Annotated in this window: 9 protein-coding genes; 3 read left to right on the top strand and 6 right to left on the bottom strand. The window is 73.5% G+C overall.

The window, feature by feature from the left end:
• Positions 1–36: 36 nt before the first annotated feature.
• The 3 genes from H291_RS0104320 to H291_RS0104310 form a co-directional block, all read right to left on the bottom strand.
• Positions 37–1218 carry a D-alanine--D-alanine ligase family protein gene (locus tag H291_RS0104320; RefSeq protein WP_051109378.1) on the bottom strand — a complete coding sequence of 394 codons (1182 nt, stop codon included), beginning with the start codon at positions 1216–1218 and terminating at the stop codon, positions 37–39.
• A gap of 24 nt (positions 1219–1242) precedes the next feature.
• A complete protein-coding gene (locus H291_RS0104315) occupies positions 1243–2856 on the bottom strand; it encodes an AMP-binding protein (RefSeq protein ID WP_020013748.1) in 1614 nt (537 codons plus the stop codon).
• Positions 2857–2968: 112 nt separating this feature from the next.
• A complete protein-coding gene (locus H291_RS0104310) occupies positions 2969–4672 on the bottom strand; it encodes an aldehyde dehydrogenase family protein (RefSeq protein WP_020013747.1) in 1704 nt (567 codons plus the stop codon).
• Between the two features lie 254 nt (positions 4673–4926).
• Here H291_RS0104310 and H291_RS0104305 point away from each other — a divergent pair, with 254 nt between their 5' ends.
• Entirely contained in the window at positions 4927–6159 is a 1233-nt protein-coding gene (locus tag H291_RS0104305; protein WP_020013746.1) for a PucR family transcriptional regulator, read from the top strand.
• A gap of 9 nt (positions 6160–6168) precedes the next feature.
• Positions 6169–7344, top strand: a complete 1176-nt coding sequence (locus H291_RS0104300; protein ID WP_020013745.1) for an acyl-CoA dehydrogenase family protein — start codon at positions 6169–6171, stop codon at positions 7342–7344.
• A gap of 127 nt (positions 7345–7471) precedes the next feature.
• On the opposite strand, the gene H291_RS0104295 is transcribed toward H291_RS0104300, so the two are convergent.
• Positions 7472–8668 (bottom strand): trans-sulfuration enzyme family protein, encoded by a 1197-nt coding sequence (locus H291_RS0104295; RefSeq protein WP_020013744.1) that lies wholly within the window; start codon positions 8666–8668, stop codon positions 7472–7474.
• A gap of 132 nt (positions 8669–8800) precedes the next feature.
• Entirely contained in the window at positions 8801–10117 is a 1317-nt protein-coding gene (locus H291_RS0104290) for an MFS transporter (protein ID WP_026365384.1), read from the bottom strand.
• 83 nt (positions 10118–10200) lie between these two features.
• Here H291_RS0104290 and H291_RS0104285 point away from each other — a divergent pair, with 83 nt between their 5' ends.
• Complete coding sequence (locus tag H291_RS0104285; RefSeq protein WP_020013742.1) at positions 10201–11250, top strand: GlxA family transcriptional regulator; 1050 nt, start codon at positions 10201–10203, stop codon at positions 11248–11250.
• A 109-nt stretch (positions 11251–11359) separates the two neighbouring features.
• On the opposite strand, the gene H291_RS0104280 is transcribed toward H291_RS0104285, so the two are convergent.
• Positions 11360–13276 (bottom strand): right-handed parallel beta-helix repeat-containing protein, encoded by a 1917-nt coding sequence (locus H291_RS0104280; protein WP_084467725.1) that lies wholly within the window; start codon positions 13274–13276, stop codon positions 11360–11362.
• Between the last annotated feature and the right edge of the window lie 93 nt (positions 13277–13369).

Genomic DNA, 13369 nt, shown 5'->3' with positions numbered 1-13369 from the left:
CGGTCCCGGCCCTGGTCAGAGGCAGGGTACAGGCGATCAGCGCAGGCCGGTGGGCCGTTCGAGGGCGAGCTGGATCAGCTCGTCGATCAGCTCCGGGTAGGGCACGCCGGACGCGGCCCACATGCGCGGGTACATCGAGAACGGCGTGAAGCCCGGCATGGTGTTGATCTCGTTGACGACCACCTGGTCGTCGGGCGTGACGAACACGTCGACGCGCGACAGGCCCTCGGCCCCGACCGCCTCGAACGTGCGCACGGCGATCTCCTGGATCTCCTTGATCACGTGGTCCGGGAGGTCGGCCGGGCAGGTCAGCTCCACGGCGGACTCGTCGAAGTACTTGGCCTCGTAGTCGTAGAAGCCGTTCTTGGTCTCGTCCGTGACCACGATCTCGCCCGGCAGCGACGCGCGCGGGCGCTCCCCGCCCCGGCCGCCGAGCACCGCGCACTCGATCTCGCGGCCCACGATGCCGGCCTCGACGATCACCTTGGGGTCGTGGCGGCGCGCCTCGGCGACGGCGGCGTCCAGCTCGTCCAGCGAGTCCACGCGGGAGACGCCGAGCGACGAGCCCGCGCGGGCCGGCTTGACGAACAGCGGCAGCCCCAGGGGCTCGATCGTCTGGAGCACCACGTCGCGGCGGTTGTCCCAGTCGCCCGGCTTGATCACGGCGTACGGGCCGATCGGCAGGCCGTGCCCGGCGAGCACCATCTTCATGAAGTGCTTGTCCATGCCGACGGCGGACGCCAGCACGCCGGAGCCGACGTACCGCGCGTCGGCGAGCTCGAGCAGGCCCTGGACGGTGCCGTCCTCACCGTACGGCCCGTGCAGCAGGGGGAACACCACGTCGACGTCCGCCAGGGCGGACGGCACCTGACCCGGCTCCATGACACGCAGCGCGGAGTCGCCCACGGTCAGCGGGAGCACCACCTCGGCGTCGGACGCCGGGACCTCGGCCGCCTTGCCGTCGGTGATCGCCCAGCGCTCGGGCTCGTCGGCCGCGATGACCCACTGGCCCTTCGGGGTGATGCCCACGGGCACCACCTCGTACTTCGAGCGGTCGATCGCGCTCATGACGCCGCCGGCGGTGGCGACGGAGATCCCGTGCTCGCCGGAGCGGCCGCCGAAGAGGATCACGACGCGGGTCTTGCGGGCAGCGCCCGGCGTCGGCACGAGGTTCGTCGAATCCCCGGCGGAGGCTGGTTCAGGAGTGTGGTGCGACATCGCGCCCGACCCTACCGGACCCGGCTACCCCGCCGTGGCCCGCAGGTCCTTGCGCAGGATCTTGCCGGACGCCGACTTGGGCACCGCCTCGATGAACTCCACCGAGCGCACCTTCTTGTAGGGCGCCACCTGCTCGGCCACGAACGCGATGACCTCGGCCTCCGTCAGCGACGCCCCGGCCACCGGCACGACGAACGCCTTGGGGATCTCGCCGGCCTCCTCGTCGGGCAGCCCGATCACCGCGACGTCCGCAACCTGCGGGTGGGACAGCAGCAGCGCCTCCAGCTCGGCGGGCGGCACCTGGTAGCCCTTGTACTTGATGAGCTCCTTGAGCCGGTCGACCACCTGGAAGACGCCGCCGGCGTCCACCGTGACGATGTCACCGGTGTGCATGAACCCGTCGGGCTCGAGCGTGGCCGACGTCGCCTCCTCGTTGCCCAGGTAGCCGATCATGACGTTCGGCCCGCGGCACAGCAGCTCGCCCGGGTCGGAGACGCCCTCGGCGGGCTGGTCGATCTCCGCGCCCGTGGCCGGGTCGACGATCTTCGCCTCCATGCCCGCGACCAGGAGCCCCACCGACCCGGACGGGATGTCGGGGCGGTCGAACGGGATGCAGTGCGAGACCGGCGACATCTCGGTCATGCCGTACCCCTGCAGTACCCGCACGTGCTCACCGAGCCGCTCGCGGACGGCGCCCGCGAGGCTCTCCCCGAACGGCGCGGCGCCCGAGAGCACGGCCCGCACGCTGGACACGTCGTAGGAGTCGACCAGCGGGTGCTTGGCCAGCGCGAGCGCGATCGGCGGCGCCACGAACAGGAAGGTCGCGCGGTGCTCCTGGATCACGCCGAGGTACTGCGCCAGGTCGAACCGCGGCAGCGTCACGAGCCGGGCGCGGGTGCGCAGGGCCAGGTTGAGCAGCACCGTCATGCCGTAGATGTGGAAGAACGGCAGCACGCAGGGCACCACGTCGTCGGACCCCACGCCGATGGCCATCGACTGCGCCACGTTCGCCACGAGGTTGGTGTGCGTCAGCATGACGCCCTTGGGCCGGCCCGTGGTGCCGGACGAGTACGGCAGCACCGCCAGGTGCGTGGCCGGGTCGAACGACACGTCGGGGGCGGGGTGCGGGTCGGCCAGCAGGTCGGCCAGGGAGGTGTGGCCCGAGCCGCCGTCCGGACCGTCACCGGCCCCGCCGCCGTCGAGCACGACGATCTGGTCGTCCCCGAGGCCGGCGCCCTTGGCGCCCGCCTCCCCCGCCGCGAGCAGCGGGGAGACGGTGACCATGAGCCGGGCGCCGGAGTCGGCGAGCTGCTTGGTGATCTCCTGCGCGCTGGCCAGGGCGTTGACCGTGGTCACGGTCACCCCGGCGCGCAGCAGCCCGTGGAACACCGTCACGTAGGCGGGCACGTTCGGCGCGTGCAGTGCGACGACGTCGCCCACCCCGAGGCCCCTTGCCGCCACGGCGCCCGCCACGGCGTCGATCTGGGCGATCAGCGAGCGGAAGGTGGTGGCCGCCCCGCTGACGCCGTCCACCACCGCCACCCGCTCCAGCTCCGCGTCCGTGATGGTGCCGAACAGGTACTCGTACACGCTGACGGGCGGGATCTCCACGTCGGGCAGCGGGCTGCGGATCACCATCGTCGGACTCCCTCTGTCAGGTCGCCGGCCCACCCTTGGACCGCCGCGAAAACCATCGTGTCGTAGGACTCCGCCGTCACGCCACGCCGCCGTCAGGCGCGGAACACCGCCGTCAGGCGCGGAACGCCGCGAGCAGGACCGGCACCAGCCGCCCCCACGACGGCGCCGCCGCGTAGCGGGTCAGCGCCCGGCCCGTGTCCGTCACGCTCCGGGACCCACTGAACCACGGCGGCTTGGGGAAGAGCGAGGGCTCGCCGTGCAGCACGCTCCGCGGGAACGGCCGGAACGCGCCCGTGACCACGCTCCGCTCGGGCTCGGCGAGCAGGTGCCCGTTGTGCACCACGTCGATCCCCGAGCCGACGTCGGCCACCGTGTGGCCCGGGAACGCGCCCCACGTGGCGCCTGCGAGCAGGAAGCTCAGGCCCGTCCACGCGTTGATCGCGATGTTGCCGTAGCGCAGGTCGGCGATCGCGTGGTCGAACGCGGCGCCCATCGCCCGGCGGTCCCGCGGCCGCACCAGCACGTTGGCGCCGAGCGTGCCGTACAGGGAGTCGTTGGCGAAGCCGACGGCGGCGCGCAGGAACTCCGCGCCCGTACCGGGCAGCTGCGTCCAGGCCAGCACCGGGGCGAAGTACTCGTCGGTGCACGCCGGGTCGCCCGGGGCCACCTCGGTCAGCACCCGGCCGGCGAGGTGCTCGGCGTCGGGGTGCGCGGCGTTCGCCCGCGAGACCTTGTCGGCGGTGCCGGGGTACCACGGCTCGCGCGCGGGCATCCGCGCCAGCGCGGCGCGCAGCTCGGCCAGGAAGTCGTCCTTCTGCGGCCAGTCCGCCGACAGCACGACCATCTGGCCGGCGATGCAGTTGTGGCCGGCGTTGTGCAGGCGCATCGAGACCAGGTGCTCGGCCTGGTAGCGCAGGTCGGCGGCGGACCACCGGCCGGGCACCACGATCATGGGCGCGACGCCGCCCAGCTCGCTCGTGATCGGCACCTTGAGCCTGGGATCGTCGTCGGCCCGACGGCGCTCGGCCTCCTCGCCCGTGCCCCACACGATGGCGTCGTGCGTCACGGCGGAACCGGTGATGTGCACCTTGTCGATGCCGGGGTGCCCGGTCAGGTAGGCCCCGACGGCGCCGTCGCCGGTGACCACCCGGACCACGCCGACGTCGATCAGGGGCGCCAGCGCCCGGCGGTAGACGTCCAGCAGACCGGCGAACGTGGGGTTGAGCTTCACGATGGAGGCACGGTTGTGGGCGACGAGCTCGTAGAACGCGTCCAGCGGCGCGATCGACGAGATGTTGCCGGCGCCCAGCACGAGCCCGACGCCGCCGTACTCGCCGACCCGGTCCGCGCCCAGCCCGGCCTCGGAGCGCACCTGCCGCTCGCTCACGCCCGGCGGCATCCAGACCTCGGCCCGGATGCCGTTGAACAGCACCCACTCCTGGGCGGTGCGCGGGAGCACCCGGACCGACACGCGGCCGCCCGGGGCCCGGCCCACCCGGAGCCCGTCGAGCGTCGAGCGGCCGCGCGCGAGCGCCGCATAGGACCGGGCGTACGCGGCGGCGCTCTCCAGCGCGCCGTACGGGCCGGTCATCCACTCCTCGCCCGCGTACGGCGCGGCCGGGTCGACGTGCTTGGCCCGCGCGGCGGTCGTGGCCCACTCGTCCGCGACCTCGGCGATCGACGCCTGGACCTGGCGGAACAACGCTCCCCTGTCGGCGACGGGCAGCTGGGCCCATCGCTCCGCACCGACCTTGAGCTCCTCGACCGCCTGGTCGAGCTCGCGCCCGGTGGTGGCTTGCGTGTCCGTCAAGCTCATCAGCTGTCTCCTTCGACCGCGCTCGTTCAACCGTGTCTCGTCCGGTCGCGCTTCTTCTCGACCGCCGGTTCCCGGCGGCCGGTTCTCAACCACCGGTCCGGTCGTCGTTGACCGGCGCTCCAATAGCCTAGGGGGCGAAAGCGGTCCAGAGCGAGACCCCGTCGCGCCCGGCCGACAGACCGGTGCGCAGACCGGCGTGCTTTACAGATCGGTCTTCGATGCACAACGACCGCGCCGCGATTAGGCTGCCTGGCATGTCGGACATCGCCGCGACTGGGCGTCATGACCTCCGCGATGCGCTGGACCTGCTGAGCGAGCAGGTCGCCGACGGCATCCTGCACGCGGAGCCCGTCTACCAGGAGACCCGGCTGCCCGCCGCCGTCGTGCAGCCGCTGGTCCGGGCGAACGTCGCGGAGATCCTCACCGCGCTGGCCGGTGAGACCTCGTCGCTCGCGCCCGCCCGCGAGACCGGCCGGGTCACGGCCGCCGAGGGCATCCAGCTCGACCTGCTCCAGGACGCCTACCGGCTGGCGGGGCTGCGCATCTGGGAGGAGCTCGCCCGGCGGCTGCGCCACCACAGCGACACCGCCGCGCTGCTGCGCGCGTCGTCGCGGGTGTGGTCGGCGATCGACCGGTCCTCCAACGTGGCGGTACGCAGCCACCTGGAGGCCGCGGCCGGGTTCGGCGAGAACGTGGCCCGCACCGAGCTGCTGCGCGGCGTCCTGACCGGCGCGGTGCACGACCTGGAGACCGCGCGGCGGGCGCTCGGCCTGCCGGCCGACGTCATGCTCGTGGTCGCGGTCACGGCACCGGGGGCGGCGTCGGCGCCGTCGTCCGGTCCGGTGTCCGCGGCCCCGCACGCTCCGTCGTCCGCCCCCGGGCCGGACCACCCGGAGGGCGCGGTGACCACCCGCTGGCTCACCCACGACGGCGACCGGCTCGCCCTGGTCGCCGCGCCCACCTCGGACGACGCCCACGAGGTGCTGGCCGGGCTCGCGGCCGGCGCGCGGACGGGCGCGAGCCGCCCGTTCACCAGCCTCGCCGGCGCCCCCGCGGCCCTCGCGCAGGCCCGCACCGCGGTGCGGTCGCTGACGCCGGGGCAGGCCGGGCTGTCGTGCTTCGGCGACCGCCCGCTGGACGCCCTGCTGGCCGCCGACGACGAGCGCGCCGCCGAGCTCGCGCACGCCGTCCTGGGCGGCCTGCGGGAGCGCGACCCCCGGGACGAGGAGCTGCTGCTCGCCACGGTCGAGGCGTGGTTCGAGCACGGCGGGTCGGGCACCCGGGCCGCGGCGGCGCTCCACTGCCACCGGAACACGGTGCTGAACCGGCTCGCGCGCGTCGCCGACCTGACCGGCCGCGACATCAACGACCCGCGCGCCGCGGCGGAGCTCTACGCGGCGGTCCGCGCCCGGCGGCTGCGGCCCGCTGCGCCAACTGCGACACTTCCGACACCCGACCACCCCCATCCGGGGCCGTCCCAGGGTTAGCCTCGTGACGTGACCGATCTACTGTCCGACGAGCTGCTTTCCGACATCCGCCGTCGTGCCGCCGACTACGACCGGGACAACGCCTTCTTCTCCGAGGACCTGGCCGACCTCCAGGCCTCGGGCTACCTCGGCGCGATGGTCCCCACGGCCCTCGGCGGCGCCGGGCTCACGCTGCGGCAGACCGCCCGCCTGCAGGCCCGGCTGGCCGCGCACGCGCCGGCCACCGCGCTGGCCGTGAACATGCACCACGTGTGGGTGAGCGTGGGCCGCTACCTGCACGAACGCGGCGACTCGTCGCTGGACTGGCTGCTGCGCGAGGCCGCGACGGGCGAGGTGTTCGGCTTCGGGTACTCGGAGCCGGGCAACGACCTGGTGCTGCTCGGCTCGCGCACGGAGGCGCGGTCCGACGGGTCCGGCGGGTTCACCTTTCACGGTCGCAAGATCTTTACGTCGAACTCCCCCGCCTGGACCCGGCTCGGCGTGCTCGGCCTGGAGAAGACGGGGATGCTGCGCGGCCGCAGCGGCTCGGCGCGCCTGGTGCACGCGTTCATCACCCGCGAGGGCGGCGGGTTCGAGATCCTCGACGACTGGGACACCATCGGCATGCGCGCCTCCCAGTCGCGCTCCACGGTGCTCGACGGCGCCCACGCGCCCGCCGACCGCGTGCTGCGCCTGCTCCCGCCCGGACCCTCGCTGGACCCGTACGTGCTGGGCATCTTCACGTCGTTCGAGGTGCTGCTGTCGTCGGTGTACGCGGGCATCGCGGACCGCGCGCTGGAGCTCGCCGTCGAGGCCGCGGGCAAGCGGAAGTCGATGAAGACGGGCAAGTCCTACGCCCAGGACCCCGACGTCCGCCGCCGCATCGCCGACATGGCGCTGGCGCTGGACAGCGTGTGGCTCCAGCTCGACGGGATCACCGGCGACCTCGACGCCTCGGCCGCGGACCCGGCGCTGGACCGCGGCGCGGGCTGGTTCCGCGCCACGGCCGGGCTCAAGGTGCGGGTCACCGACGCGGCGCGCGAGATCGTGGACCAGGCCGTCCGGGTCTCCGGCGGCTCGACCTACTTCAACGGCTCCGAGCTGGGCCGCCTGTACCGGGACGTGCTCGCGGGCATCTTCCACCCCAGCAGCGACGACGCCGCCCACGCCACGGTGGCCCAGTCCCTCCTGGGGCCGCTGGAGTAACCGGGGCGCTGGCGCTGGCGGGGCGAAACCGGGTGGTCGGCAGAATGTCAGGTGGTCGGCAGCTCGAGTTGCCGACCACCTGACATCCTGCCGACCGCTCGACGTCTTACCGTCCTCCCGCGCCCGGTCAGGCGCGGAGCGCCGCGTCCAGGTCGCGCCAGAGGTCCTCGACGTCCTCGATGCCGACCGACAGGCGCAGCAGGTCCTCGGGGACGGTGTGCGCCTCGGTGCCCCAGCGGCGGCGGCGCTCCAGCATCGACTCCACGCCACCCAGCGAGGTCGCGGGCAGCCACAGCCCGACGGCGTCGACCACGGCGTCCGCCCGCTCGACCGGCCCGACGCCGGCGCGGGGCGCCGGCCGCACCCCGAGGATCGCGCCGAACCCGTTCATCTGCGCCTTCGCGCGCTCGTGTCCCGGGTCGCCGGGCAGCGACGGGTGCCGCACCTCGGCGACGTCGGGGTGCTCCGCGAGCCGGCGGGCGAGCTCGGCGGCCGTGGCCTGGGCCCGCTCGAACCGCAGCGCGAGGGTGCGCAGGCCGCGCAGGGCGAGCCACACCTCGAACGGCCCGGCGATCGCGCCGTGCAGCGTGCGGTGCTCGCGCAGGGTCGCGGCCAGGTCGGCGTCGCGCGTCACGAGCGCGCCCAGCACGACGTCCGAGTGCCCCGCCAGGTACTTGGTGACGGAGTGCAGCACGATGTCGGCGCCGTGCTCCAGCGGCCGCTGCCCGAGCGGCGTCGCGAACGTGTTGTCCACCACCGAGCGCACCCCGGCGGCCCGCGCCGCGGCGAGCACGGCGGGCAGGTCGGCGACCTCCAGCATCGGGTTGGTGGGCGACTCGGCCAGGAACAGGTCGGCGCCCTCCAGCGCGGCGACCACGGCGTCGGTGTCCGCGATGTCCACGTACCGCAGCGTCACGCCGTGCCGCTCCGAGATCTGGCGCGCCAGCACCATGCCCGCCTGGTAGGCGTGCCGCGGCAGCACGAGCGTGCCGCCGTCGGGCACCAGGGAGAAGACGGCGGCGATCGCGGCCATCCCGGAGGAGAAGACGAGCGCCTCGCCCGGCTCCCCCGCACCCGCCTCCAGCGCGGCCAGCGCCGACTCGAACGGGTGCCAGGCGTCGTTGTCGCCCCGCGCGTACGAGAGCTCGCCGGAGGTGACCACGCCGCGCGACACGTACGTCGAGTTCAGCGGCACGGACGGGTTGATGTGCCCGCCCTGCTCGCGCGCCGGGCGCCCAGCGGCGACGACGAGGGTGGCGGGGGCCAGCCCGGCGTGCTGCGTGACGTCGTGCTGCGTGACGGGGTGCTCAGGGGTGGTGCTCATGGTCGGGAGAATACGACCGCCCCGCGACGGGCGCCCCGCCCGTCCGCAGGGCGACCTGTCAGACCACCCCGCACGTGTCGGACCCACAGGTCACCCGGGTGATCTGTGGGTCTGACACGTGGCGCGGGTGGCTCACGCGTCTGACACGTGCGGGGCGGGCTGCCGGACCCGGCGGATCACCAGCGACATGAGCGCAGCGCCCGCGCACAGCGCCCCCGCGCCGTACCAGACGGCGTCGTACGAGCCGGTCATGTCGCGCACCAGGCCGCCCGCGAAGGCCACCACGCCCGCACCGACCTGGTGCGACGCGAGCACCCAGCCGAACACGATGGGCGCGTCCTCGCCGTAGAACTCGCGGCACAGGGCGAGCGTCGGGGGCACGGTCGCCACCCAGTCCAGCCCGTAGAACACGATGAAGAACACCATCGGCATCTCCACGTTCGGGGCCATGAGCGAGGGCAGGAACAGCAGGGCCACGCCGCGCAGCGTGTAGTAGACGCCGAGCAGCACGCGCGGGGAGTACCGGTCGGTCAGCCAGCCCGACCCGATGGTGCCGATCACGTCGACGACGCCGATCACGGCCAGCAGGCTCGCGGCCACCGTGATGGGCATGCCGTGGTCGTGCGCCCCGGGCACGAAGTGCGTGCGGACCAGCCCGTTCGTCGTCGCGCCGCAGATCGCGAAAGCCCCGGCCAGCAGCCAGAACGGACCCGTGCGGGCGGCGTCGAACAGGGCGGTGACGGCGCGGCGGGCCGCGCCGCGCGTCGGCGCGGGCTTGGGCGCGTACGTGCCGCCGTAGGGCGCCAGCCCCATGTCGGCCGGGTGGTCGCGCAGCAGGAAGAGCACGAGCGGGATCGCCACGAGCGACGCGATGGCCACCGTGACCGACGCCGGCCGCCAGCCCTGGCTCTCCACGATCCACGCGAGCAGCGGCAGGAACACGAGCTGGCCCGACGCCGTGGCCGCCGTCAGGACGCCGCTGACCAGGCCGCGCCGCGCCACGAACCAGCGCCCGGTCACCGTGGCGGTGAACGCGAGCGCCATGCTGCCGCTGCCCACCCCGACCAGGAGGCCCCAGCCGAGCACGAACTGCCAGGGCTCCGACATCCAGACGGTCGACAGGGCGCCGCCCGTGATGACGACGAGCGCGACGCTGACCACGGGGCGCATGCCGAACCGGTCCATCAGGGAGGCGGCGAACGGCGCCGTCAGCCCGTAGAGCACGGACTGGAGGCCGACGGCGAAGCCGATGGTGGCGCGCGACCAGCCGAGCTCCGCGTTCAGCGGGTCGACGAACAGGCCGGGCGCCGCGGTGAACGCCGCGGCGCACATGACGGTCACGAAGCTGACCAGGGCCACCCACCAGGCGGGGTGGATGCGGGGCGCGGTGCGCCGCGGTGGCTGCGAGGCGTTCTGGCCCGCCGGCACGGGGACGTCTGTCTGGGTCACGGGATCAGCATGCTGGGCAGCGACGGCCGGAAACAGTGGCCGGGAGGACACACAACGCTAGGTTCGGGCCATATGATCGGGACATGGCCCAGCACACCCCGCCCCGGCACCGCGTGGCCGTCCTGATCCGGCCCGGCTTCATCCCGTTCGAGCTCGGCATCCCGCACCGGATCTTCGGCATCGCGCGCGACGCCGAGCACCAACCCCTGTACGAGGTCGTGACCTGCACGCCCGGCGGCCCGGGCCTGGTGCGGTCGGACTCCGACGTCCTGGTCCAGGTGGAGCACGGGCCCGAGGCGCTGGAGACGGCGGACACCGTGGTCGTACCGGCGTCGCACACCTCCGGGCCGGACGGCACGGACCCGGCCGCCGGCGAACCGCGGCTCGAACCCGAGCTCGCCGCCGCGCTCGCCCGGATCCGGCCGGGGGCCCGGCTGATGTCGATCTGCACGGGCGCGTTCGTGCTCGCGGCGGCGGGGCTGCTCGACGGCCGCCCCGCCACGACCCACTGGCTGGAGAGCGAGCGCTTCCGGCAGCTCTACCCACGCGTGGAGCTCGACCCGGACGTCCTGTACACCGACGACGGCGACGTGCTCACCTCGGCGGGCGTCGCCTCCGGCGTCGACCTGTGCCTGCACGTGGTGCGGCGGGACCACGGCACCGCCGTCGCGCAGGACGTCGCGCGCCGCACCGTGGTGCCGCCCCATCGCGACGGCGGCCAGGCGCAGTACATCCGGCGGCCCGTGGGGATCGAGCGGGCCGTCGAGCGGGCCGCTGCGTCGGTCACGGGCGCCGCGGGGAGCCGTGGCGCGAGCACGGCCGCCGCCCGCGCCTGGGCGCTGGACCGGCTCGACGAGCCGCTGACGCTGTCCGACCTGGCACGGCACGCCGCGATGTCGGTGCGCACCTTCACGCGGCGGTTCCGGGACGAGACCGGGGAGAGCCCGGCGCAGTGGCTGACCCGCCAGCGGGTCGAGCACGCGCGGACCCTGCTGGAGACCACGGTGCTGCCGGTCGAGCAGGTGGCGCGGCGGTGCGGGTTCGGCACGGCGCAGTCGCTGCGGGCCCACGTGACGGCGGCGCTGGGCGTGACGCCGTCGGCCTACCGGAGGACGTTCCGCCGGGCGGCGTGACGCACGCTGGTCGAGCGACGTCGCTGGTCGAGCTTGTCGAGACCTGGTGAGGTCTCGACAAGCTCGACCAGCGGGCGGGCTCGACCAGCGGAGCCGGCTCGACCAGCGGTTACGGGACCGGGTACGGGAAGGCGTCGGTGACGCCGATCTTGTCGTACTCCATCAGCGACGCGTCGAAGCCGTCCTCCCAGTTGCCGTTGCTCACCTCGTTGCACTGGTACGACTGGTACGACTGGTCGGTCGTCTCGCCCACCTCGATGTTGCTGAACGAGAACGCACAGCCCCCGGCGTCCATGTGCACGCCGCGGGTGCCGCTGTCCGGCATGGCCCCGGCGGGGTCCGGGATGACGTCGCCGATCACCATCTGGTCCACCGTGTTCTGGACGGGGTGGGGCTCCTGGTTGTCGACGCCGTAGGTGTAGAACGCGCCCATGTCACCGGAGTCCAGCCCCGCCTTCTCGATCCTGATGTACCGGAAGGTGTTGTTGTCGGTGTACTGGTCGCCGTCGACCACCTCCGGGCGCGACTCCAGGCTGATCCCGTAGCGCGCGGAGTGCTCGACCTGGACGTGCTCGACCAGGTTGTCGCCGGTGCTCATGAGCTCGATCCCGGCGGCGTCACCGGGCACCAGCTCCCCCACGTGGTGGATGTAGAGGTTGCGGAAGGTGTGGTGGTGCGACAGGTCGCCCTCCCCCGGCCAGCCGCCCTCGACCTTGACGCCGTCCGCGCCCAGGTTCTCGAACAGGCTGTTCTCGACCGTGAGGTGGTCGTTCGCGAACAGCGCGTAGACGCCCGTGAACCCGGTGTCCCGGACGTGCATCCCGGTGAGCGTGACGTCGCTCGTGTTCTCCAGCGTCACGGCCCCGAACCGGTTGCGCGGCATCTCGATCTGCCGGTCGTACTCGGGGTACTCGTGCTCCACGCCCGAGTCGCCCGCGCTGATCCACCCGGCGCGGTACCACCCGAGGTAGTCGGAGTACTGGACGCCGATGCCGTCGAACGTGATGTCGTGCGCCCGGTCCTCGGGCGAGGCGCCCTTGACGTCGAGCACCTTGGTGACCGTCGGCCGCATGACCCGGACGCCGTCCATGCCGCCGGTGCCGTCCGTACCGCCTGTGCCGCTTGTGCCGCCCTGCGGCTTGTAGTAGACCTCCCCCGCCTCGTGGTCGAGGTAGTACTCGCCCGCCTGGTCGAGGAAGTCCAGCGAGTTCTGCAGGAAGTACCGGGAGCCGCTGCGGGTGTTCATCATCGCGTACCGCGTCCAGTGGTCCAGGATGATCTTGTTGTCGCTGTCCGCGGTGTCGGCGTTCTTGATCGGCACGGTGTCGGTGAACCAGCTCCACGAGCCGCCCGACCAGATGGTCACCTGCGCCGGCCAGCTCGTGTAGGACCCCAGGTCCGCCGACTCGTCCCAGTCGCCCGGGTGGTAGCCGATCTGGTCGCGGACCCCCTCCTTCTCCGGCTCGATGAGCCGCGAGACCAGGTACGGCGCGTGGGTGTCCGCCGACGTGCGGTTCGGGTGCCGCGCGGTCGTGGCCCGCTCGCCGTCGACGAAGAGCGTGTAGAACGGCGTGTCGGTGTCGACCTCGGCCTTGTAGATGCCGTCCCGGTACGGCTCCCACCCGGTGACCTCCTCGGCGCCGACCAGGTTGGCCGCGCCAGGGCCGTCGCTGCTGCGGTAGACCACCTGGTTACCGCCGGTACCCGAGTCCTGCTCGGTCAGCTCGATGGTCTCCGTGACGGGGTAGTCGCCCGCCGCGAGATTGATCGTGATGTCGCACCTCATGCGCCCCGGACGGTTCAGGCCCGCCTCCCGGACGTGGTCACGGGCCCGTTCGATCGTGCGCCACGGGTCCTTGGCGGTACCCCGGCCGTCGTCGTCCCCGGACGGGGCGACGTAGAGCTGCGGGCACCGGTCCGCGCCCAGCGCGGCGAGGCCGTCGAGCCCGGCGCCTCCGGTCAGGCCGGCCACCAGGCTCAGCGCGGCGACGGCCACGGCGCCGTCCCGGATCCATTGTCTGGACATCGTCGTCCTCTCGGTCGATGAACACGTGGTCTGTCGAGGTGTCGCACGCCGTCCGAGCCGCACCTGCTGGTCGGCACCCCGCTGGTCGGCACC

Source organism: Promicromonospora sukumoe 327MFSha3.1 (assembly GCF_000385135.1).
GTDB classification, from domain to species: domain Bacteria; phylum Actinomycetota; class Actinomycetes; order Actinomycetales; family Cellulomonadaceae; genus Promicromonospora; species Promicromonospora sukumoe_B.
The sequence above is the reverse complement of the archived record's forward strand: the minus strand, read 5'-3'. Positions and strand labels throughout refer to the sequence as shown.